The organism is Pseudoalteromonas citrea (assembly GCF_000238375.3).
Classification (GTDB): domain Bacteria; phylum Pseudomonadota; class Gammaproteobacteria; order Enterobacterales; family Alteromonadaceae; genus Pseudoalteromonas; species Pseudoalteromonas citrea.
The window spans coordinates 1-22727 of sequence record NZ_AHBZ03000016.1; the positions used below are offsets into that span (position 1 = coordinate 1).

Sequence of the window (22727 nt, forward strand, 5' to 3'; positions counted from 1 at the left end):
CTCACTGGGTGCAGTGTGTTAAGCGGTAATATTGATTATATGCTGGTTGGCTCAGGCACAGTGCACGGCAATGAGATAATGGTCAGTGAACTCAAGTTTGATGATGCGTGGGGTGGCGCACCGGGCCGCTTAGGCTGTTGCCCGCTCAGCGCCGGTAAAACAAGTAGTATTAGTGACGTTCCTTTTCCGAAAAAACTATCAGTCACATGGACTGATATCAGTCAAAATCGAATTTACTTTGGTGAGGTGGCCATTGACAGTAAAAAAGGCACGGCATTTACAAAGAATATGCCGCCGTATACTTATGGTTCAGGCAGAAAAAATATGGACCCCAACCCTTATCTAATGGTTGAGTTTGGTGAAAACGGGGAGATTGGAGTATGGGTGGCCAGCGCAGCTTATGTGAGTTACTCCGACCGAGTCATCACTCAAGTAGGGGCGGGGCAAGCCCAGTGGCGAGCGGTACCAGAAGATAATTAAATGGCTTAGCTATTATTTTATTTCCTTTTAAAATCAATGTTATATAGACACGCATCATATACATAAATACCGCAAGGAGTGAGTACTGCATGGTAAGCAAACTAGGAAACATATTCAGCAGCAAGATAAAATTTTTTAAAATAAAGGCCTGTAAAATACTAGGCTGTCTAGTTTTAGGGTATACCGCACTGCTCAGTGGGTGCAGTGTGTTAAGCGGTAATATTGATTATATGCTGGTTGGCTCAGGCACAGTGCAAGGCAATGAGATAACGGTCAGTGAACTCAAGTTTGATGATGCGTGGGGTGGCGCACCGGGTCGCCTTGGCTGTTGCCCGCTCAGCGCTGGAAAACGCAGCAGTATTCGTGATATTCCTTTTCCGAAAAAACTATCAGTCACATGGACTGATATCGTAAAGAATAAATAACTTTGGTGTTTTCAATCTTGTTTTCACTGAGCTTTGCGTTTTGAAATGTTTTGTCAGGTAGTGAGGCGAAATTAGAATACACAAACATAGCGCTATCTCTGATATACTGTCGCTCTTTATTTTTGGGGGGTGTTATGGAGTGTCGTCTGCATTGTGGGGCATGTTGTATTGCACCGAGTATTAGCTCTAGTTTTCCTTTGCATCCAAATGGTAAAGCCGCAGGTGAACGTTGTAAAAATTTATCTGACGACAACCTATGTAAACTATTTGGCCTGCCAGAACGACCCGCAGTATGTCATGATTTTAAAGCGGTAGAGTGGGCATGTGGCAAAACGTCGGCAGAAGCAATGGCAATTTTAACTGAAATGGAAACGCTAACAGGTTAATCGAAGCTGCATCACATCTATGCAATGCAGCAGTATGCGTTATTACTGTTCTGCTTTATCTGATAGCGGTCCGCCATCACGCACATAATCCAGAGAATCACCGCCAAAACACTCTCCTTGAGAATAGTTATCATAGGCTCTTGTATCAACATAGCAAAAAACTGAATTGGCCAATGCGGTGTCGTTCAATACGGTTGCGCCGAGTAACGCTAATATAGACTTTTTCATTATTAATTTCCTTTTAAGAATAATTCAATGCAACCTTGGTGTTCAATATAGCAACTTATGTGGGTTTTTATTGTTCAATTTGAGGTCGGTTGTTCTTGGGCTTCAAGAGGAGTATTGATTGATAATGCACACTTGCCTTACTTCAAGTTAATACGAGTATACAGGCGTTTTATTGAGGTGGTTTTTCAAAGTGTGTTAGATAAAAGTGAGCTGTGGCGAGATAATTTATTTGACGTGGAGGGATAAAAAAGAAGCCACAACAGCAATGTGTTGTGGCAAGTTTTGTTTAGTGTGCTTGATTTGGAGGGAAGTTACCCAAAATGGCAGACACTGTTTTATTCACTGACGCTGTGCGTTGATCTGGAGTTTGTTTATTGCGTAAACGACCTTCTTTGGCACCACGCCAAACTAATTGGTTTGATGTTTTGTCTATGATATCGATGACTAATGTGCCTACATCATACTCACGCGCGTGGGTTTGCGTTTGGTAGCCAAAGCCCCAATAATTCCAGCGTGCTGTGTAGCTGGTATTAAAAGAATCCGCTTCAATTTTACTGTCTACTGAGGCATGGTAATTCACTAGAATATCGGCATTTTTAGCCTCAACGAGTTTGATATTGTGTTTAAGCATTGCCTCTATTATGGCGTTACGCACACGTTTTTCCATTAGGTCATTTATTTGGTAAGCATTACCGCCATTATTTTTTAGATCCGCATCAGCAGACCAAGCAAAGGTTTTGTAGTTGGCAAACTCTACAGATTTGTCATAGTCCCAATCAGGGGTATTAGTACATGCACTTAAAATAAGCACTGAAGCGGCTAAAATGATATTTTTTAACATATTTTATCTCCTTGAGGGCTGAGGTTATATCAGCCCATACTGCGTGATGCCGTGTCTGACTCTTTAATTAGTGGAATGTTCCACTTCTATCCAATCTTTTTCTGAAACCCAGTTTTGACTGCCATTTTTAACACTGCGTATCGGTACAATATAGTCGCAGCTTATTTGTGGCTTAACCGAGGCGAAAATTGGCACAAACCCAAAACTCAAAGCGGTTTCAATAATTGCTTTTTGGTTTTGTGGGTCAATATCTGCGGCCTCATCAATGTAAATAGGAATACGGTATAAAGATTGTTCTTGATCAGATAATAAGTAACGTATGAATAACATACCACATAATAGCTTAATGGTAATACGAGTACCGTTTGATCCTGCTGAGTCTATTTTATCAAAGTGCTCAGTGTCGCCTGCACGGTTAACAATTTCAAAGCGGATATCAAAGAGATCGGTGAGTGTTAAGCCTGCTTTATCACTGGCTAGCTTGATAAGATGATCTTTGGCTTCGTTGAGTGCTTTTTCGTCTGAAGGTTGCTCAGATAGCAAGTCTAGGTTATCACCTTGTTCATAGCTGTCTGATGTACTAATAATAGTATCAATACTCTCTACCAGCATTTTACGTGGAATAATGTTAATTTTGAACGATTTGAGGTTAGAGATTCGGTGTTGACTGATCCCTCGGTTAAAGCTGTTCATTTCTCGACGTAGTCGGTCTAAGTCTTCACGAAGGCCTTTAATGGTTGCAGCAACTTCTGTGAGGGCAACCCGTGCTTGGCGGTCAACGGCATCACGTTCATTATCAATATTATGATAAGCCCCAATGAGTTTCTGATACTTGCTTGTATCATCGGTTTCATTGTCGAACTTGGTGATCCCTGCGTTATAAATATGCAGGTACGTATTTTTGACGTTAACGGCTAAATTACGTAACTCATTAGCGTCTTTATTAAATTGGTGAACAACCTCTGACAAGTTATCAAATTCGATATTTATGTCAATTGGGTAGGGGGTACTTGAACCGTTATACAAATCGAGCGTGTGGTCTATTCGTTCTGATTTAACTTGACGCAAGCGGTCGGCCTGACGCGTCAGTAAATCTTGTTTACTCTTGATTATTGAGCGCCTATCAGAAATAGAGCCGGCGTTACGTTGTACATCTTGTAAATACTCGTCTACTTGCTCACGCTCTGCGCCAAGTTGCTCTTTTAATAACTCTTGTGCATCGACTGATTGCAACATGGTTTGATATTGCTCAAAGCGTTTAACCGCAGCCTCTAGTGCCATGAGTTCGTCGTATAGTGTATCGCGTTCTTGTTGTTTCTGCGCGACATTGGCTGCAACATCACGTTGCTGCTGAAACTCTTGCAATGATTGTTGCAATGCACTTAGCTGAGCTTCTAACTGAGCTTTATTCTCACCACTTTGCATTTGTACCGGGGTTAGCTTTTTCAGCTTGATGGTCGCACCGGGTACCTTGAGCTCTGAGCCTTTTACTGATGTTGATAGTTGACTTAAAAATTCACCAAATGCGTCATCATCGGTGATTGTGATTTCCCCTTGGCTGGTTGTAGCAAACGACAGTAAATCAGGGTTTAGAATACGAGAGATCTCTTCGACTTCTTTTAATGACAAGTCTTCACGCATGCGAGTGAATAAATTGAATTCCAAGTTTTTAAGTTGCAGCTTTAAACTTTTTATCTGTTTTTGGGTTTCACTAATTCTAAAATCAAGCGTATGCAAACTTTGCCCGTGTGCGCTATTAATTGAAAAAGACAGCTGTTCGTATTCTTTCTTTAACAACTGCAAGCTGGTTTTAAGTGTCGCGTGATTAGTAAGCTCAAATTCTGTTTTTAATGCATGATAGTTTACAAACCATTGCTCTATTTGTGTTTGGCGGCGTTCAATATCTCGCGACTGTTGCAGGTATAGTTGCTGCTTTTGCTCAAAATCATGTTTCTCTTGCTCGATATTGTGTAGTTGCTCGGTAAGCTCGGTGTGCTGAGATTGCTGATACTCCTCAAATTCAACCAGTGCAACATCAATTTTTGGCGCATAAGCCGCCAGCTTGCCTTTGAGCGTTGCGTCAGTGCTAAGCATATTCTCCAATGCTGCAATAGGTTCTTGCATTGACTCTAACGCACTGAGCTCGCGCCGTGAGCGATTTACTTTGTCGAATGCACGACGCCACACTTCATAAAAGTCGACTCGCGAGTTAGACATATGGCGCTCAAATACTCTTAGCATAAAGCGTTTAACATCTTGCGCCCCTAATTTGTGTAAATTAAGAATGCGTCGGAATATTTCTTTATAAATTGCGGCATCTTGCACGTTGTTGAGCGGGATCATTTTTAAATTGATATCGCCATCAAACTGTGTGGCTCCCCCGGTTAACAGCGCATTTAGTTCTGCGGCCTTTAGTTCAACGGGCTTCATGCCTTTACTTTGTAGGTGTTTGAATAGCTTTGTATATTTTATGATGCTTTTACCTTCGGTAAAGTCATCAAGATTGAGTTTACCTGGGTAGCAAAAAAATTGATGGGCAAAGCCGGCTATTTTACCAAGGCCAGCAACACCAATTACCACATCGCCATGGGGCAGGTTTGCTTCAAGTAAAATGTAGGATTGATCAGATGAAAAGTAGAACTTTCGGGTTTCTTCTAAATCATGGCCATCCCACTCGGTGAGTCGCAAGTCGTTGATCAATGGAAATTGTAAGGCATTAATTACTGAGCTTTTACCGGTATTATTAGGGGCACAAATTGAGGCACTTTTGTCTAATGGGATCACGCACTTTGCATAGCCGGCGGTATTTAATAATGCGAGTTTGCTTAGGCCGTATAAGTCGCTCATAGTGCTTCCTCTAGTCCATCAAAATTATTTTCATTGACTTCCATTAATGCATCAATGTATCGGTATAAAGGTGCCAAATGCATAAAACCTTGTTCGGTTTCGCGGGCAAGGCCTAAGCGCACCATTCTTAAATACACATCTTTACGTAAGTCTGAGCCTGAGAAAATTTCGAGTTGATCGAACAAGTGCTTATTAAGTTGCACTAAGGTTTGCATTAATTCTAAATCGGCGGTTTCATCAAAAATAGCGCGCAGTGGATCTTTACCCTGATTGGCAAAGTGTTCAATAAGAATAAACACAGTCAACGCAATCGCGCGAGAAATTTTCCCCATATTCGGTGTACTTTCATCACTTGCTAAATAGTAAAAACCACGAGCATCGTGTTGTAAGTCATGGCCTAAGGCGCAAAATAGCGCTTGGTAGGTCTCTATATTTTGGTCGAGCTGCTGCCATAAGGTGGTGTCTTGCTCACTGATATGGTAACCACTGGCCAGCTTTTTATTGATGGCTTGCAGTTCAGTTAAATCTGCTAAATTAATTGTTGTCATTGGTATGTTCTATTTTTGTACTGGCATTAAATGGATATAATAAGAAGTTTTGCTCTGCAATGGTCACTGTGACGCGCTGCTGATCTTGCTGTAGTTCTAGTGCGTCGTCACTGACGAGTTTTTGGTATAAAAATAATAATTCGTCTGCATCCAAGGCCGGGTAATGCTCGGTTAAAAAGCCTAACAATGCTTTTTTGGTTTTTGCCGTGCCTGAAAAGCGTTTTTTAACTTCGCTATAATCTGGAATATTTGGACTTTGATATTCAGGTACGTCATTTTGGTCGGGTAGTTGATATTCTTCGTGCTCAAATTCAGCAAGTCCAGCCATATAAGCCACCATATGACGCTGTTGTCCGAGTGAGAAGCGTTGTATATCTGACACAAATTCAGGTTGAACTGGGCTTAGCATTCTATCTACGCCATTTTTTCGGATCATGCCTAGTACTTTTGATGCTTGACGTGTGATCAGCGAATTTCTGCGTAATTCCTCACGCAAAGGCATTAACATATCGGCACTTTTTCTTAAGCTTTCACGGCCAATCAGGTGCATATCTAAAATACGTGTGCGCAACTGCTCAAGCATTCTTTTGTCTTGGGAGCCTCGACCATAGAGTTCTATGTTGTCTATTTGTTGGCTAAGCTGCGTTTCGATGATGTGGAAGCAGGCATGAAATTCACCGCGAATATCGACCATTTCAAGCATAGGTTCTATGTATTCATCAAACGCTTCAATCACGGCGCGGTAGCGCTTTTGCAGTGATATGGCGCTACTATCTGATTTTGCTTGTTCTACAATATTAAAAATTGCATTCTCATTATGAATAAAGAGCTTGATGATTTTTCTAACCCGTTCATCCATGATCCGGCTAAATCGACGAAGTTCACTGTGATCGTTTTCATCAGCAGCTTGTTCTAGACGATTCCCGAGTCGTTCGAGATCTTGCACTAGTACAGTGATCTCTTGCGCTAAACCAAGGTGCTCTTCTTGCAATAAAAAGCTGGCAAAATCAGCTACCGCCCGATTAATTTCTAGCTGGGATGATTTGGCTAAGGGAATGATAATCTCTTGATTAAGCAGCCGGTTTGTTTCTCTAAATATTCTTTCGCTGGTCCATTGAGGGTTTTTATGTTTTATGATGTTTTGCACATCTTTAACGCTGAAGTCGGTCATTTTAAAGCGTTTAAAAAGTAGCTCTAATACACTCCAATGTTCATTTAGCGTATTTAAAACTTTTTTAGCTGGGATCATAACTTTCCAGTGTGTATCTTTTATGTGACGTTTATCGGAAATAAATTGAGCTTAGTCATAGCGCATCCTATACGTAAGTGCTAGACTCCGCGCCGAATTACCTTACCGTTCTAAATTTTTAACTTATAATTACAGGTTGTTTACGCATTATGGTTACGCCCATTATCCTTACCCTGATAGCGATTGCGTTTGTGCTTATCGTTATAGAGGATATCATCCATGTAAACAAGGCCAAAACTACCCTTTTTTTTGGTACTTTATGTTGGATTATCGCTTTTATTTCTCCCATTCATGGTCAAAGCCCAGAAACTGTACAACATGAGCTAGATCATAATATTCTTGAAATCGCCACGTTGTGGTTGTTCTTAATGGCTGCGATGACATTTGTGGCTTATTTGAACTCAAAAGGGTTTATACAAAACATCGTGCATCGTGTGATGCCATCGCAGATCAGTGAGCGTAAGCTTATGTTCTTAGTTGGTATTGCTGCTTTTGTATTTTCTTCTATTTCTGACAATATTACCGCAACTTTGATTTCTTTGGCAGTAGTTATGTCGTTGAAGCTAGATCCAAAGAAGTTAATTAAGTATGCAACGTTGATTATTTTTAGTGTTAACTCTGGTGGTGTATCACTCATCACCGGAGATGTAACAACATTAATGATTTTCTTAGCGGATAAAGTCACTATTCCAAACTTATTATTACTGGTTGGCCCTGCGCTGGTGAGTGTCATGGCACTGGCTGCCATGTTGTCAATTGGTATGAACGAGCAACTCCATTTTGAAAAACAAACTCAAAGGCGTATTGAAAAAACAGATATTACCATTGCAGTAATATTTACTTCGACGATTTTCGCGACGTTATTTTTGAGTGTACAGTATCAAGTTCCCCCTCTACTTACATTTTTGTTTGGATTGTCATTGATGTTTTTGGTTGCGCAATTCTTGATGCGAAAAAAGGATGTGAACAAGAAGATTATCGATTATATCCGCGAGATTGAATACGATACCTTGCTGTTTTTTGTTGGGGTGTTACTCCTTGTTGGTGCGCTAAAAGAAGTAGGGGTGCTGGCTATGTTTACTGATCTATATGTCTATATTCCTCCGGAATATGCAAACTACTTAATGGGGCTACTTTCAGCAGCGGTTGACAATGTGCCGTTAACAGCCGCGTTATTAAAAGCAGAGATTGTCATGACGCCTCAACAATGGCTTATGTTTACTTATGCTACGGGTGTAGGCGGGTCGATGTTAGTGATTGGTTCTGCGGCAGGTATTATTGCAATGAGCAAGGTAAAGGCGCTTACGTTTATGAGCTATTTACGTATGTTCTTGTATTTATTAGTTGCGTATACCGTAGGCTATGCAGGCGCTTATGTTGCGGGTCAATATATTTAGAGACGTGTAGCCGGGCCAAATTATTACTTGACACCTAGACGTCTAAACGGTACTTTGTTTTTAACCCGCAGTAATTGCGGGTTTTTATTTTGTGTGTGTTCAGTTTTGAACGGGCAAAATAGACAGAAGAGGTGCGATACTTAGGTATTTAGTGAGAGGTGACGAACGCCGCAGACCACTAAAGAGGGGAGTACTCGCCGAGGAAGTTCATAATACGTCATTATGCACTTTCGGTTTACGAGGTTGAATCCTTGGAACTGTCACCGTTTTATGGTGGAGAGCTTCTGGCAATGGTTACTTCTTTTCATACAAAGCACCTTAATTGCCAAGTTCTCCTTTTTATTGATGATTGCTCTGCAGCAATCATGAGGAGATATCATGAGTTCACAGTACACGGTCGCTAAATTTGGCGGCACAAGTGTAGCCGATTTTGACGCCATGCACCGCTGTGCACAAATTATTCACGATGACACGAATGTTCGCATTGTCGCGGTTAGCGCCAGTGCCGGTGTTACCAATCATTTAGTAACGTTAACCCAGCAAAAATCCAATGAAGATGAACGTTTAGCGTTGGTCGATAATATAATTACAATTCAAAATGCGATTTTGGCGAAGTTAACTTTAGATGCAGATTTAGCTCAGTCTTTTGAATTGACGCTAAATGAACTTAAATCACTTGCGACTTTACCTGCGTTAAGTGCGCAACAATGCGATGAAATGCTGAGCTTTGGGGAGCGTTTGTCGTCATTTTTGTTCACCCAAGTATTACGTGATCTTGGTGTTAAAGCGCAGCGATTTGATGTACGTAAAGTATTAAAAACAGATAACCGGTTTGGTAAAGCAACTCCAGATATTGCCGCGACGGCATTGGCTGCGCAAAAACATCTGATCCCGCTGCTCGAAGAGACAGTGATTGTCACTCAAGGTTTTATTGGTAGTGATCCATACAACCAAACAACCACATTAGGCCGTGGCGGTTCTGACTATAGTGCTGCTTTATTGGCTGAGGCAATAAAAGCGAAAAGTGTGCACATTTGGACCGATGTAGTGGGTATATTCAGTACAGATCCGCGTTTGTGTACTAAAGCATCGCCGATAGCGAAATTAAGCTTTGATGAAGCCGCGGAAATGGCAACATTCGGTGCGAAAGTGCTACACCCCGCAACGATCTTACCTGCGAGTAGAAGCAATATTTCGGTGTTCGTTGGGTCAAGTCGAGACCCCCAAGCGGGCGGTACATGGATTGAAAAAAACACCTCATCGCAAGCTGGGATCCGAGCTGTCACACAGCGCAAAAATCAAATATTACTGACGCTTAAAAGTCCTGAAATGTTATTAGCAAGTGGCTTTTTAGCACGTATTTTTACCACGTTAAGTGCCTATAATATTTCCGTCGATTTAGTGACAACTTCTGAAATCAGTGTGGCGATCACCCTAGATAATGCATTTAATGCGTCACGTCCAGAGTTGGATCAACACTGCTTAGATGAACTGAGCGAGTTTTGCCATGTAACAGTTGAAAATAATCTGACTTTGGTTGCCTTGATTGGCTCGCAAATTCAGTTACGTCAGCATGAGGTGAACTTGATGGAAGTTTTGAGTGACTTTAATATTCGTTTAATTTGTCATGGCGCGAGTAAACATAATTTGTGTTTTTTAGTTGAGCAGGCAGACTCGGATAAAGTTGTTCAATCTATTCATGCTAAGTTACTTGAAGTAGCCTAATTATTGGCAACATTTATAAAACAATATCTAGTGATTAAGTTTTAGATTGCATGACGGTAAAATCCCGAGTAAAGTGCTAATTAAGCCGTATTGGGGAGCCGTCATGCAGTATCAAGATATATATCAATTTTGGTTTGTTACTTGTTCAGAATCAGACTGGTGGAACAAATCAACTCACTTCGATCTTAAAATTCAATCACAGTTTTCAGTACATCATCGGATGGCGATGCATGGCGAACTTGCGCATTGGCGTAGTGACCCTATCGGTGCGTTATGTGAAATAATCATCTTAGATCAGTTCTCGAGAAATATGTTTCGAGATACACCCGGTGCGTTTGCGTCTGATGCGCTGGCATTATGCCTTGCACAGCACGCTATCGAAAAAGGAGTCGATAAACAGCTTAATGACACGGAATTAAGCTTTTTGTATATGCCTTTAATGCACAGTGAAAGTAAAGTTATTCATCAACAAGCCGAAAAGCTTTTTCGCGACTTACCCAATTATGAATTCGAGTTGGCTCACAAAAAAATTATTGACCAATTTGGTCGGTACCCACATAGAAATCACATATTGAATCGAGTTTCTAGTGACGATGAATTACAGTTTTTGACGCAAGCAGGGTCTAGTTTTTAAATCTTACTCAGATTTGTTTTGGCAGGTTCCTTAATTTGGGCCTTGGAGAGTCGCATTTTTTAACAAGTTAAGTATAATCAGCGGTCCAAAACAATAATCATATAGAATCGGTATGGCTCAATTGCGCGATGGTTTTCAAAGCCGACTTGGCTTTGTTCTTGCTGCTGCTGGCGCAGCGGTCGGGTTAGGTAATATTTGGGGGTTTCCCACTCAAGCTGCAAACCATGGTGGTGGCGCTTTTTTACTAGTCTACTTCATTGTTATTTTTCTTTTGGCATTGCCTGCGCTTTACACCGAGTTATACCTTGGTCATCAAGCGCAATCAAACCCGGTAAAAGCACTTAAACAAGCATGGCAAGAAAAAGGGCCTAAAATAGGCGCATCCGCCGGATATATCGGCCTGTTCGGCGCTATAATTATGCTGAGCTTTTATTCAATCGTTGCCGGGTGGATGCTCGCTTACTCAATCGAGCCCATTGCGCGCTTTTTGGGCTTTGAGCAATTAAGTGCCTTTTTAATTGGTGATTCAACACTACGTAACTTTATTTTTACGCCCATTATGTTGTTGCTGACCGCAAGTATTATATTGAAAGGGGTCAAATCTGGCATTGAAGCTTGGTCTCGTCGTTTGATGCCTATGTTATTGCTATTGTTAGTTGCTTTAATTGGTTACATTGGCACCTTAGATGGCGCAGCTGAAGGGTTTAAAGCCTATTTAGTCCCAGATTTCTCACAAATTACGGATCCAGACTTGGTCATTGCTGCTATGGGTCAAGCGTTTTTCTCACTATCACTGGGTGTCGGGTGTATGATGATTTATGGCTCATACCTCAAACCTAATGCAAATTTACCTAAACTTACCGCCAGTGTGGCGCTACTTGATACCGGTGTTGCGTTTCTTGCCGGTCTGTTGATCATACCCGCTATTTTTGTTGCGCAGCAAAATGGTGTTGAGGTTTTTCAAGATGGTAAGCTTATTGGTGAAGGGCGTTTAATTTTTGCGGTTCTACCAGAGTTGTTTGCCAGTATGGGGGAGGTGGGTTTACTTGTAGGGCTGACGTTCTTTATTTTAATGTCGATAGCCTCTTTGACCTCTACAATTTCATCAACAGAAATCCCAGTTGCGTTTTTGGTTGAAAATCACAGTTTTAAGAGAAATAGCGCTACTTGGTGGGTAACGGCAACAATTTTACTTGTCTCAAGCCTCATTATTTTGAACTTTGATTGGTTATTTGGGTTGGTGATAAGTTTATTTACACAATACCAGTTACCACTTATGGGCTTGTTTTACTTCATTACAGTAGGCTGGATGTGGAAGCGCGGTAACCAATTGCATTTAGAGTGTAAAGGGCCACATTATTGGTTTGCGCAATACGTGCGCTTTGTATGCCCGATATTAATGACAGCCGTGTTTGTTAATGTTGCGCTAAAATAACGTACAATCTTTTAGGCTGAGCAGTGTGCTCAGCCTAAATCAACGTTGTAGATATACTAATGCAGCTTCATTTTTGGTCGCACTATTTTTAGCATTTTCTCGCTTATCCAAAGAATAAACGTACGTAACGAACCATGTATAGCACGCTGGTGCATTCGATATAGTGATACATACATAAGCCGCGCAATTTTTCCTTCTATAAAAAAACTGTTTTTTGTTAAATTCCCCATGAGATTACCGACGGCGCTAAACTGAGATAAATTCACCAGTGAACCATGGTCTTGATAATTGAATTGCTTTAGGGGCTGGTCGAATATTTCAGCAATTAGATTGTGTTGAACACATTTAGCCATTTGATGTGCTGATTGCGCGCGCGGAGGTACAATGCTCCCATCGGCTTGAGTGAATGAACAGCAATCACCAATGGCATAGACTGAATCACACTGGGTACTTCGCAAGTATGTATCGACGTTGATTTGGTTATTTGCATTGAGCTCAAATATATTGAGTTCTTTAATAAAATCAGGTGCTTTAACCCCAGCAGCCCAAACTTTTATATCTGCATCAATCTCTGTTTCTTGATGGGTTTTAAACGCCGTTGCAGAGGCAGATTTTACCTTAGTATTTTCAAATACTTTTACGCCGAGTTTCAATAGTTCTCGTTTTGCTGAACTGGCTATTCGTTCAGAAAGGGCGGGAAGTATACGAGGTCCAGCTTCGATTAAGTTTATTTGCAGCTGCTCAGCGGTCATATTGTTTAGCCCATATGTTTTTAGTAAATATGTCACATGGTAAAGTTCAGCTGCTAGTTCAACACCCGTTGCACCGCCGCCAACGATAGCAATATTCAGAGTTTTATTTGGGGCCATGTTGCTTTGATGAATACGGGTGAAATGGTCTAGTAGTGCGTGTTGAAAACGCTCAGCTTGTGCATGAGAGTCTAAAAAGTAACAATGCTCTGTTACACCTGGGGTATTAAAGTCGTTACTGACACTCCCAATAGCAAGTACAAGCTTATCGAATTGAATATGTCGCTGCGGTAGTATCTGTTGCTGACACTCATTAAGTAAAGGCTTGAGTGTGAGCTGTTTTTGGTGTGTATTTAATGCAGTAAATTCACCTAAGATAAAGCGATAATGATGCTTAGCGGCATGTGCCGAATACACCACGCCATCTAAATCAGCATCTAAAGATCCTGTGGCTACTTCATGGAGTAAGGGTTTCCATATATGATTTCGATTTTTGTCAATTAGTATAATGTCTGCGTGCTTTTTCTTTCCTAATTTATGGCCCAATTGTGTCGCAAGTGCTAACCCACCAGCACCACCACCAACAATCACGATTGTAGGGCGTTGTGTAGACATAAGTATTCCTCATAAAGTAATAAAGGAATACTTATTATTGAGCGTGTCAAGATTGCTATATCGCGCTGAGTAGTCCTTTACAACCTAGTAGCATGAGGATGTATACCTACAAGTTAACATGGATTTGACTCCAAATTAAAGACGAATACTAAATTAATGTTGCTTGATGAATTCGTGATCTAAATTCACTCGGCGTACATAGTTTTATGGCTAAGAAACGTCGGTTAAAATTGGAGATATTATTAAAACCACATTGGTCACTTATTACTGATATGGGAGCTGAGCTGTTAACCAGTAATTTACAGGCTTTGGCGATCCTAAGTTGGTTGATGAACTCAGTAACGGTGCACTCAGTACGTTTTTTGAAAAAACGATGAAAGTGGTTGGTACTCATATGGGTATACTGAGCGAGAGAATCAGCACTCAGCGGATCACAGTAATTATCGTAAATGTAGTTGAGTACTTTTTCGAACTTGTCTTTAGCAGGATCCAGCGTTCTTGGGAAAGAAAATTCCTGGCTGGATAGGGTATATGATTCACTCACGCTTAATGTATGGAGTAAAGACATCAATAAGTTGAATCGGACCATGGGTTCAGCAGTCTCCATTGCTTCAAATAGAGGACGCAGAGATTTTGCGGTTTGCTCGCTAAAACGCACTCCGCAGCGTGCTTTACGTAATAAATGATTTAAATCGGCTAATTCCGGATTGCTTTGTACTAACCCTTCAATCCATTGAGAGGGGATTTGGGCAACATGTACCAGTTGTTCAGTGCCATCAAAGTTAGGCTTCGATTGCCAAGTATGTGGTAAATCAGGGCCGAGTAATACCAAGTCAAAGTCACCATATGGTGCTATATGATCACCAATATGGCTGACACCTTTGCTGTTAAGGGTTAAGCAAATTTCATATTCGGCATGATAATGCCAATTGAATGGAATTTCGTTTAATTTGTAGAGGCAATATCGCCATGAACAGTTATTTGATGGGATGATTTTCTCACATAGAGCCCTCATAAATCACTCCTTTTATTTAAGCTTAACAAACCATTAATACATGATGAATAGTTAAACACTTTGTAGTGATACGATTCTATTAACCGTTAGTATAATTCTCACCACTTTGGTTGTAACTTACTCAGAAATATACATTAAATTTTTATTTTGTGTAAATGGCGTGTAATGACAGCGATGTCAACCAAGTAGATAAGTACTAATAGATGATAGATATTGCGCACTTTTAATAAAAACAACTGTTGAAATAAGGGGGTACCAAATTTTTGGTAGCAGATATGAAATTACCTAACAATATAAAAATTATCAGAGGAATGACATGAACAACAAGAGATCATTCAAGCTTTCCCTTATCAGTTACGCAATTTTAGCAGGTGTTATGTCTAGTCATGCCTTAGCGGTTGACGGGCAAAGTGAAGAGGAACTTGAAGTTATCGAAGTGCGTGGTATTCGGGCTTCTACAGAAAAAAGTTTAAATACCAAGCGCTTTGCTGATGGAGTTGTTGACTCTATCACTGCTGAAGATATTGGTAAGCTCCCAGATGCGACAATTGCAGATTCGCTGCAGCGTATTCCTGGAATTCAAATTAGACGCAGTGCGGGTGAAGGGTCGACAATTAATGTTCGGGGTATGCCTCAAGTCACGACGTTGCTTAATGGCGAACAGTTTTTAAGTGCGGGTTCATTAACGAAGGTACAGCCAGACTTTACAGACATTCCATCCAGTTTGGTTGGGGCAATGAATGTAATGAAGTCACCGACTGCAGATACATTAGCTGGTGGTATATCAGGTACTGTTGATTTACAAACGAGAAAGCCATTTGATTTAGCTGAGGGATTCACCGGTGCTGCGTCAATTGAGGCTGCGAGGGGCTCTTATTCTAAAGAAACAGATCCTAAAGCCATGGTATTTGCAGGCTACAATGGCGATAAATTTGCGGTGTTAGCTACCTTATCAAAAGATGAAGTGACATTGGCAAACTATCGCTTAGGTGCCACGAACCACGGTTGGGTTGGGGCTGTTCCTGAGTCCGGTGAGTGCTGGTATTGTCCGCAAACAGATATGAACGGCGACGGTGATACAAATGATGCGGAGTACACCTATGTCAGCTATGGTATGGTCAATCGCTTTACTGACCGTGAAAGAACGGGGGCAAATGTCAGCTTTCAGGCGCAGTTATCAGAGTCATTCGAATTAAGTGCCGATGTGTTTTATACCAAAATGGATGATGCAGACCGTCAAAGAGGATTAATGGCGGACAATGCGTGGGGCGGGCATTGGCAATGGCAAGACCAACATGACCCAATTAATCGAGGTGAAATATTAGCGTCTGGCCATAGCTTGTATACTGCGCAAGATATTACGTTGAATGCCCCTCGTGTGGTTGCGCACTCAGAAAGCCACACCAATAAGAGAAAATCGACCAATTACAATATTGAGCTTGTTTACCAAGGTGATGGCCCTTTTTCAGGCAAAATGCGCTTTATCACGGCAGATGCATCTCGCAGTCATACTGAAAATGTTGCGCAAGGTTATTTAACCAATGGCTTAGCGCATGGTCTGCGCCGAAATGAAGGTAATGGCCCGATAGCGGTTAACCCGGGTGGATATGGCCCAAATACAGTGCCAATGCGTTTTGACTTTACGGGTAAATATGCGAGATTAACGCCGCCAGTCTCGTTAGAAGGTGAAGCTTTTGGCTCCAATATTAATCGCTATTCCGTCACATCGACTTACTCAGAAAATAATTATGATGAAGATGCATCTTTAGATGTATTACGTTTGGATGGTGAATACGAGTTTGACAGAGACCATCTAAATGCGATGCGTTTTGGCGTACGCTTTTCTGAGCGGGATATTTCGCGAGATCAATATGTGCTATTAGCGCCATTTAATAACCCTTTGGGTGAAGGTAGCGTTAATGTTATGTGGAAAGATCAAGGGTTAGCGGCATTTGATACAGATGGAAGTGGTGGCACGCCAAGTGCTTCAGCAGGTGATTTAACCATGGGCCATGATAATCTGATCACTTTTGCGAGCCTCCCTGAAGGCTGGGTGCAATCAGTTTCTGATTTTGGCCCTAATAGCATCGGTAGTATCTACTTTATTGATCCAAAGCAATTAGATGATCCTTTTGCTTTCCAAAATAGGTTTTATCCGGGGAATGTGCGGGGCATGGTACCTGGCAGTTCTTATAAAGTGACTGAGCAAACGCAGTCTCTTTATTGGCGTGCAGACTTTACTGGGGATAATTACCAAGCTAATGCGGGTTTCCAATACATTAAAACTGATTTGGAAATAGCTCAAAACGTGATAGGAGATTCTATTTGTACTAACTGCCCAGGCACCGTTGCCGAAGATGCAGGTGATGTGATCACAGATAAGTCTTTTTCAGATTTTTTACCGTCGTTTAATTTAAGTGTTAATTTAAGTGATGACGTTGTCTACCGCGCTGCGTGGGGTAAGACAATGACAAAACTGGATCTGCAGCAAATAGCTGGGGGGCTAACCATCAGTCGCACTCGTGCAGGTGATGACCTAGCTGCTCGAGAAGGGATTTCTCCAGATTTACTCATCGCGACAAATGCAACGATGCAAGGAAACCCAGAGTTAAACCCTTGGCGAGCAGAAAATAGCGATATGGCTGTAGAGTGGTACTTTTCACCGAGTGCGATGGCAAGTATTGGTATCTTTAATATTAAATTGGCTTCATTTATTGAATCAAGTACCTGGTTACAGGCAATGCCTGATGGTGATGAAGTCGTTCGTAGGGAAGTCACCGTTAATGGCTTGGTAAACGGGGCTGGTGGCACTATGAGCGGCGCTGAGTTTTCATATCAGCAAGCGTTCGACTTTTTACCCGGTATGTGGAGTGGGTTAGGGGCATCTTTTAACTATACTTATAGTGATAGCGAAAGTGGCCGCACTGATTTAGATGGCGAGCCATTGCCGTTGGAAGACAACTCTAAAGAATCTGCCAATGCAGTATTGTGGTATGAAAAATCAGGGTTTCAATTCAGATTGGCGGCTAATTACCGTTCTAAACGGTTAGCTGAAATTTCGGTTCCTTACGGAATGGGCGATACGGCAATTTGGACTGAACCTACTACTTACATCGATATTTCAGCCAGTTATGATGTTGATGATAATTTCACGGTGTTTATGTCGGGCAGTAACCTGACCGAAGAGTATGAAACTAATTATGCTCAGTGGAAGGATAATCGCATTTCTCAAAATATTTATGAGCGACGGCTGACGTTTGGTCTTCGTGCACGTTGGTAAATATATAACGCTTAAAGTGAGTGCTGCATGAGCGGCACTTACTTTATAAAAAGCGCTTTATAGCAAACGCTTGATAGTACAAAAAATCTCCCAAATCTAAGGCAATGCACCCCTTGAGTCATGTGTTTATATCGTTATGAACATACTCTAACGCTATTGCCTTATCTAAATTTCGAGGTATGAACATGAATGTGAAATATAGGGTTGTGGTGTTGGTATTGATTACTTTTTTTATGGTGTCGTTTATTACCAATATACTTGGCCCGATTTTCCCTGAACTCATCGATGACTTTAATATTGGTATTACGTTGGCCGGCTTTTTTCCGTTTGCTTTTTTTGCAGCATACGGAGTGATGTCAATTCCTGCTGGCTTGCTGGTGCAGGCGAGAGGAGAAAAGCCGGTGATGCTACTCGCATTCACCTTGGCTGGCGCTGGATCTTTGAGCTTTGCGTTGTCCCCGTCTTTTTTGGTAGCAATGTTTGCATTATTTACCATCGGATGTGCGATGGCACTTTTACAAGTTGCCATAAACCCATTATTACGTGTGAGTGGCGGGAGTAAACATTTCGCTATGTACTCAGTACTTGCACAGCTGATGTTTGGTGGTGCAGCGACTTTGTCTCCGCTCATATATAGTGCTTTTGTCGAAGGGATTGCGCTCAATAAAGGAGTCGGTCATTTATTTATCGGGTTAGTACCCAGCTCTATGGCGTGGTTAAGTATGTATTGGCTGTTTGCAGCATTGTGCTTGGGTATGGTGGTTTATATTATTATTACCCCGATAAAAAAGGTAGTGCGTAATGATGATGAATTACTCACTATGAAACAAAGTTTAGCACTGTTAAAAAACCCAATTGTTGTTAAGTTTTTCTTTGCGATTGTCGCGTATGTTGCTTTAGAGCAGGGAGTTGCAAATTCAATGTCATTGTTTTTACAGTCTTATCATGGTCTAGATGCAAAAACTCATGGTGCAACCGCAGTAAGCCAATTTTGGTTATTTCTGACATTAGGCTGTGTGATTGGTTTATTACTTTTGAAGCTTGTTGATGCTCAGATGCTATTAATGGTCTTCAGTATTGGTGCAGCAGGTGCCTTATTGCTTGCGTTATTTGGGAATAAATTAACATCGTTGTGGAGCTTTTCGGCCGTGGGGTTCTTTTTATCTATTATGTGGTCGGTGTTGTTCTCGCTCGCGCTTAACTCTATGCAAGTAGGCCATGGTGCAGTGGCGGGTATTTTGTGCACGGGGATTGTCGGGGGGGCAATTGCTTCTCCCATTTTAGGGTTGGTGAGTGAACTCGCTGGCTCTTTGCAATTAGCAATGCTGGTGTTGTTGATCCCGCTTGTCTATATATTCAGTGTCGGTATGTGGGCCAAACCCCTTATTAAGAATCATACGGTGAGTTTATTTAATCGTCGAACAGAGGTATCACAATCATTATGACCGGTGTTCTGTGTATTGATTTAGGTGGTACGAAGGCCCATGTTGTTGAAGTTTCGCAAAATGGTCTTGGCAAAGTACATCGTTACGATGTGCCTTCACAAGGCTCAAAGCGTGAGGTGTTGGCGTTTATATATCAGATTATTACCTCTCATTTGAATGCGAGTTGTATTGGCATTTCGCTCGGCGTACCAAGCAGCGTTAGAGTGGCTGACGGCTATATTATCGAAACTGTTAACATTCCGAATTGGCATTCAGTCTCATTGAAAGAGCTGCTATGCAGTAAATTTGGTTTACCGGTTGTGGTACATAATGATGCGAACTGTTTTACGTATGGGGAATACCAGTATGGTTCACATTTACCATGCGATAATTTCGTCGGGATCACCTTAGGGACTGGGTTAGGCTCCGGGGTGGTACTTAACGGAGAACTCTATACCGGGAGTAATGGTTTTGCTGGAGAATTTGGCAGCTTTACATATTTAGAGGGGATCGTAGAAGGGTATAGCAGCGGGCAATTTTTTAAACTGCAGGGGCTTGATGGTGCACAAGAAGCAGAAAAGGCCATGCTCGGAGATGCTAAATCTCAAATGTTATTTGATCAATTTGGCGTGCACCTCGGTCATGCATTATCTCTGATATTGTTGGCGTTTGATCCGGATAAAATAGTACTTGGAGGATCTATTTCTTTGTCATATTCGTTATTCAAAAGCAGTTTATTTTCCTCTCTTAGCGAGCATAGTCACGAGATGCTTGTATCACGTCTTTGCGTGCAGCCTAGTCGATTGCAATATGCCCCCTTGCTAGGGTCATTTGCTTTATTTATTAATGAAATCCCCCATGCTAAGGAAGTATTAAATGGTTAAGTATTTAATTGCAGTGTTGTTTATTATTAGTTTTAACGCTATTGCATTAGAGCAAGTTGATTTAGATAAGATGTCACGTCAATTAGATGTGAAATATACACTGATAGAGGCAAGTGCAACGTGCCCTGCACATGTGGCGCAGTGTTATTTATCTGAGCTTGCACTCACATTACCTTATGATTTCGTAGATAAGAGTTGGGTGATTTATTTTAGTCAACTCATGCCAATCATACATGGCTCAAATCAGCAGTTTGACATCACGCATATTAACGGTGATCTGCATAAAATTAGCCCATCAGAGTCCTTTACTGGGTTTATTGCTGGGAAAGCGCATAAACTACGGTTTTATACTCAAAATTCACAGATCACTCGTTCTGAGTTTATGCCTAATTATTTGCTCTCAGACAGTAAAAAGGTGTTGGCAGCGAAGGTTATTGAAAGTACTTTAGTTGATGAAGATGCAACGACAGGTCTTGAAACTCAGCCCTACCTTGCACCGTTTACTTCACTATCACAATTGCGCACGAGTAAAAATGACAAAACCCCTTGGATGGGACCGCGTTATCATTTTGAAAATAGCGACCAACCGATAGAAACAAATTCTCCTGAAGGGATCATTCCAAAACCAAGCTCTATGCAGATTACTTCAGATAGAATAGTTGATCTGTCAGGGGGGATTCGCTTAGCTCTTAATGGCATTAAGCGAGCACATATTTCAGCAGCTTTAGAGAGAATGTCGGCTTTAGGAGTAAATGAGCGAGAAAGCGGAGTGTTACTTGATATCTCATTACGCAAAAAGAGTGAAACGAGGGATGAAGCCTACACTTTATCGGTATCAGAAACGGGTATAAATATTACGGCTAACACCAGTACAGGGGCTTTTTATGCACTGCAAAGCTTGATGGGGTTATTAAGTGGTAAGTCTTTAGCTGTTAAAGAAGTTGAGATCACAGATGAGCCACACTACGCATTTAGAGGGCTTCATATCGATGCTGCTAGAAATTTCCGCTCTAAACAGTTCGTGTTTGACACCATCAAGCATATGGCTAGTTATAAATTAAATCGCCTGCATTTACATTTAGCAGATGATGAAGGTTGGCGATTAGAGATTGATGGACTTGCAGAGCTTACTGAGGTCGGCGGGTATCGTTGTTTTGATTTATCAGAACAACGCTGCTTATTGCCGCAACTGGGCGCGGGGAACGATAAGGGATCACCTGTAAATGGGTATTACAGCCGCCAAGACTATATTGATATTCTTCGTTATGCCGATAGGCATCATATTACTGTGATCCCGTCGCTTGATATGCCCGGGCATTCTCGTGCTGCTATCGTATCAATGGAAGAACGCCATCGGCGTTTAATGGTGCTAGGTAAACATGCAGCTGCGCAAAAGTATCGTTTAGTTGATGTTGATGATAAGACCTTATATAGCTCTATTCAACACTACAATGACAATACGTTAAATGTATGTTTGCCACAAACCTATGCTTTTATAGATAAAGTGCTAGACGAGGTGCAGCGATTGCATCGTCAAGCTGGCGTGCCGTTAACGACTTATCATATTGGTGCAGATGAAACGGCAGGTGCTTGGTTAAAGTCACCGGCTTGTATAGATTTGCTGAAAGGTAATGCGTCACTTAACGGCTATTTTATTGAGCGGATCAGCCAAATGGCCACTAATAAAGGGATACAAGTTGCTGCATGGAGCGATGGTTTAGGCGATGTTCGGCCAGAAAAAATGCCGCCAAACGTGCAAAGTAATGTGTGGGGAACGTTGGCAGAGGGCGGACATGTAGTTTCACATGAACATATGAATAGAAAATGGCAAGTTGTTATCTCTAACCCCGACGTAACCTATTTCGATTTTCCATACACATCACACCCTATGGAGCGAGGTAACCATTGGGCGACGAGAGCGGTAGATACTCGCAAAGTGTTTGAGTTTATGCCTGACAACTTACCCGCTCATGCAGAATTATGGCGTAATAGTCATTTCCACCATTACGAGGCAAGAGATATTCAAAGTGCCCTAAAGGAAGGTGCAATGGCAACGGGCATTCAAGCGCATTTATGGTCTGAAATGATCCGCACCGACAAACAAGCTGAGTATATGTTATACCCGCGTTTACTCGCGTTTGCCGAGCGAGCATGGCATAAGCCTAAATGGGCATTAGAGTATAAAAAAGGGCGTATTTATAATGTATCTTCCGAGTATTTTGACAAGACGGCTCAATTAGAAAAAGAGGCTGATTGGCAGCGGTTTATCAGTATTTTAGGGTACAAGGAGCTGCCGAAGCTTGCCAAAGAAGGTGTTTTCTATCGTGTACCACATGTGGCTATTGGGTTAAATAAATACGGAAAAACGACCTTTTTTACCCCAATACCTGGGTTTGATATTGAAATTAAAACGGCGCAAGGTTGGCAACTTGCAAAGGGTGATATCCCTTTATCACAGGTGTTGGCTGTACGAGCTAAAAAAGAAGATAGGGCAGGTCGAACACAGTTAATGACCAGACATTAATATAGTGTGATATACAATATTGGAATAGCACTTTACTGTAG

Annotated in this window: 18 protein-coding genes and 1 riboswitch; of the genes, 11 read left to right on the forward strand and 7 right to left on the reverse strand. The window is 41.6% G+C overall.

Annotation, left to right across the window (positions count from 1 at the left end; all coding sequences use genetic code 11):
• From PCIT_RS10335 to PCIT_RS10345, 3 genes are all read left to right on the forward strand, one after another.
• Positions 1-480: hypothetical protein (locus PCIT_RS10335; protein WP_021032345.1), on the forward strand; the 480-nt coding region annotated here is incomplete at its 5' end.
• Between the two features lie 206 nt (positions 481-686).
• Positions 687-905, forward strand: a complete 219-nt coding sequence (locus PCIT_RS23115; RefSeq protein ID WP_238348016.1) for a hypothetical protein — start codon at positions 687-689, stop codon at positions 903-905.
• A gap of 134 nt (positions 906-1039) precedes the next feature.
• Complete coding sequence (locus PCIT_RS10345; protein WP_010367552.1) at positions 1040-1291, forward strand: hypothetical protein; 252 nt, start codon at positions 1040-1042, stop codon at positions 1289-1291.
• Positions 1292-1333: 42 nt separating this feature from the next.
• Here the strand turns inward: PCIT_RS10345 and PCIT_RS10350 are convergent, their stop codons facing one another.
• From PCIT_RS10350 to PCIT_RS10370, 5 genes are all read right to left on the reverse strand, one after another.
• Entirely contained in the window at positions 1334-1519 is a 186-nt protein-coding gene (locus PCIT_RS10350; protein WP_010367550.1) for a hypothetical protein, read from the reverse strand.
• Positions 1520-1805: 286 nt separating this feature from the next.
• Positions 1806-2360: a DUF4136 domain-containing protein gene (locus PCIT_RS10355; protein WP_010367546.1), complete on the reverse strand. Its 555-nt coding sequence runs from the start codon at positions 2358-2360 to the stop codon at positions 1806-1808.
• Positions 2361-2423: 63 nt separating this feature from the next.
• Positions 2424-5207 carry a hypothetical protein gene (locus tag PCIT_RS10360; RefSeq protein ID WP_010367544.1) on the reverse strand — a complete coding sequence of 928 codons (2784 nt, stop codon included), beginning with the start codon at positions 5205-5207 and terminating at the stop codon, positions 2424-2426.
• Positions 5204-5755 (reverse strand): condensin complex protein MksE, encoded by a 552-nt coding sequence (locus PCIT_RS10365; protein WP_010367541.1) that lies wholly within the window; start codon positions 5753-5755, stop codon positions 5204-5206. The genes PCIT_RS10360 and PCIT_RS10365 overlap by 4 nt, the downstream gene beginning before the upstream one ends.
• The gene (locus PCIT_RS10370; protein ID WP_010367538.1) at positions 5742-7004 is read right to left on the reverse strand and encodes a hypothetical protein; all 1263 of its coding nucleotides are present in this window, start codon (positions 7002-7004) and stop codon (positions 5742-5744) included. The genes PCIT_RS10365 and PCIT_RS10370 overlap by 14 nt, the downstream gene beginning before the upstream one ends.
• A gap of 149 nt (positions 7005-7153) precedes the next feature.
• On the opposite strand from PCIT_RS10370, the gene nhaD reads away from it, so the two are divergent.
• From nhaD to PCIT_RS10390, 4 genes are all read left to right on the forward strand, one after another.
• Positions 7154-8401, forward strand: coding sequence for a sodium:proton antiporter NhaD (gene nhaD / locus PCIT_RS10375; RefSeq protein ID WP_010367536.1), 1248 nt, complete (start codon positions 7154-7156; stop codon positions 8399-8401).
• A 118-nt stretch (positions 8402-8519) separates the two neighbouring features.
• Positions 8520-8693: riboswitch (Lysine riboswitch) on the forward strand.
• A gap of 86 nt (positions 8694-8779) precedes the next feature.
• Complete coding sequence (lysC, locus tag PCIT_RS10380) at positions 8780-10126, forward strand: lysine-sensitive aspartokinase 3 (protein ID WP_010367535.1); 1347 nt, start codon at positions 8780-8782, stop codon at positions 10124-10126.
• Positions 10127-10229: 103 nt separating this feature from the next.
• Positions 10230-10760 carry a DUF924 family protein gene (locus PCIT_RS10385; protein ID WP_010367532.1) on the forward strand — a complete coding sequence of 177 codons (531 nt, stop codon included), beginning with the start codon at positions 10230-10232 and terminating at the stop codon, positions 10758-10760.
• A 112-nt stretch (positions 10761-10872) separates the two neighbouring features.
• The gene (locus PCIT_RS10390; protein ID WP_010367531.1) at positions 10873-12195 is read left to right on the forward strand and encodes a sodium-dependent transporter; all 1323 of its coding nucleotides are present in this window, start codon (positions 10873-10875) and stop codon (positions 12193-12195) included.
• A 56-nt stretch (positions 12196-12251) separates the two neighbouring features.
• On the opposite strand, the gene PCIT_RS10395 is transcribed toward PCIT_RS10390, so the two are convergent.
• Together PCIT_RS10395 and PCIT_RS10400 are read right to left on the reverse strand one after the other, a co-directional pair.
• Positions 12252-13559, reverse strand: a complete 1308-nt coding sequence (locus PCIT_RS10395; protein ID WP_010367529.1) for an NAD(P)/FAD-dependent oxidoreductase — start codon at positions 13557-13559, stop codon at positions 12252-12254.
• A gap of 148 nt (positions 13560-13707) precedes the next feature.
• Positions 13708-14574, reverse strand: coding sequence for a helix-turn-helix domain-containing protein (locus PCIT_RS10400; RefSeq protein WP_010367527.1), 867 nt, complete (start codon positions 14572-14574; stop codon positions 13708-13710).
• A 316-nt stretch (positions 14575-14890) separates the two neighbouring features.
• Between PCIT_RS10400 and PCIT_RS10405 the strand changes: the two genes are divergently transcribed.
• The 4 genes from PCIT_RS10405 (at position 14891) to PCIT_RS10420 (ending at position 22686) form a co-directional block, all read left to right on the forward strand.
• Positions 14891-17854, forward strand: coding sequence for a TonB-dependent receptor (locus tag PCIT_RS10405; RefSeq protein ID WP_010367525.1), 2964 nt, complete (start codon positions 14891-14893; stop codon positions 17852-17854).
• A 185-nt stretch (positions 17855-18039) separates the two neighbouring features.
• Positions 18040-19299, forward strand: coding sequence for an MFS transporter (locus tag PCIT_RS10410; RefSeq protein ID WP_010367523.1), 1260 nt, complete (start codon positions 18040-18042; stop codon positions 19297-19299).
• Entirely contained in the window at positions 19296-20162 is an 867-nt protein-coding gene (locus PCIT_RS10415; RefSeq protein WP_010367521.1) for an ROK family protein, read from the forward strand. The genes PCIT_RS10410 and PCIT_RS10415 overlap by 4 nt, the downstream gene beginning before the upstream one ends.
• Entirely contained in the window at positions 20155-22686 is a 2532-nt protein-coding gene (locus tag PCIT_RS10420; RefSeq protein WP_010367519.1) for a family 20 glycosylhydrolase, read from the forward strand. The genes PCIT_RS10415 and PCIT_RS10420 overlap by 8 nt, the downstream gene beginning before the upstream one ends.
• Positions 22687-22727: the final 41 nt, after the last annotated feature.

Bases quoted from the DNA above. Each gene is read 5' to 3' on its own strand.
- PCIT_RS10345 (WP_010367552.1), top strand. From the start codon at position 1,040: ATGGAGTGTCGTCTGCATTGTGGGGCATGTTGTATTGCACCGAGTATT.
- PCIT_RS10350 (WP_010367550.1), bottom strand. From the start codon at position 1,519: ATGAAAAAGTCTATATTAGCGTTACTCGGCGCAACCGTATTGAACGAC.
- PCIT_RS10355 (WP_010367546.1), bottom strand. From the start codon at position 2,360: ATGTTAAAAAATATCATTTTAGCCGCTTCAGTGCTTATTTTAAGTGCA.
- PCIT_RS10360 (WP_010367544.1), bottom strand. From the start codon at position 5,207: ATGAGCGACTTATACGGCCTAAGCAAACTCGCATTATTAAATACCGCC.
- PCIT_RS10365 (WP_010367541.1), bottom strand. From the start codon at position 5,755: ATGACAACAATTAATTTAGCAGATTTAACTGAACTGCAAGCCATCAAT.
- PCIT_RS10370 (WP_010367538.1), bottom strand. From the start codon at position 7,004: ATGATCCCAGCTAAAAAAGTTTTAAATACGCTAAATGAACATTGGAGT.
- nhaD (WP_010367536.1), top strand. From the start codon at position 7,154: ATGGTTACGCCCATTATCCTTACCCTGATAGCGATTGCGTTTGTGCTT.
- lysC (WP_010367535.1), top strand. From the start codon at position 8,780: ATGAGTTCACAGTACACGGTCGCTAAATTTGGCGGCACAAGTGTAGCC.
- PCIT_RS10385 (WP_010367532.1), top strand. From the start codon at position 10,230: ATGCAGTATCAAGATATATATCAATTTTGGTTTGTTACTTGTTCAGAA.
- PCIT_RS10390 (WP_010367531.1), top strand. From the start codon at position 10,873: ATGGCTCAATTGCGCGATGGTTTTCAAAGCCGACTTGGCTTTGTTCTT.
- PCIT_RS10395 (WP_010367529.1), bottom strand. From the start codon at position 13,559: ATGTCTACACAACGCCCTACAATCGTGATTGTTGGTGGTGGTGCTGGT.
- PCIT_RS10400 (WP_010367527.1), bottom strand. From the start codon at position 14,574: ATGAGGGCTCTATGTGAGAAAATCATCCCATCAAATAACTGTTCATGG.
- PCIT_RS10405 (WP_010367525.1), top strand. From the start codon at position 14,891: ATGAACAACAAGAGATCATTCAAGCTTTCCCTTATCAGTTACGCAATT.
- PCIT_RS10410 (WP_010367523.1), top strand. From the start codon at position 18,040: ATGAATGTGAAATATAGGGTTGTGGTGTTGGTATTGATTACTTTTTTT.
- PCIT_RS10415 (WP_010367521.1), top strand. From the start codon at position 19,296: ATGACCGGTGTTCTGTGTATTGATTTAGGTGGTACGAAGGCCCATGTT.
- PCIT_RS10420 (WP_010367519.1), top strand. From the start codon at position 20,155: ATGGTTAAGTATTTAATTGCAGTGTTGTTTATTATTAGTTTTAACGCT.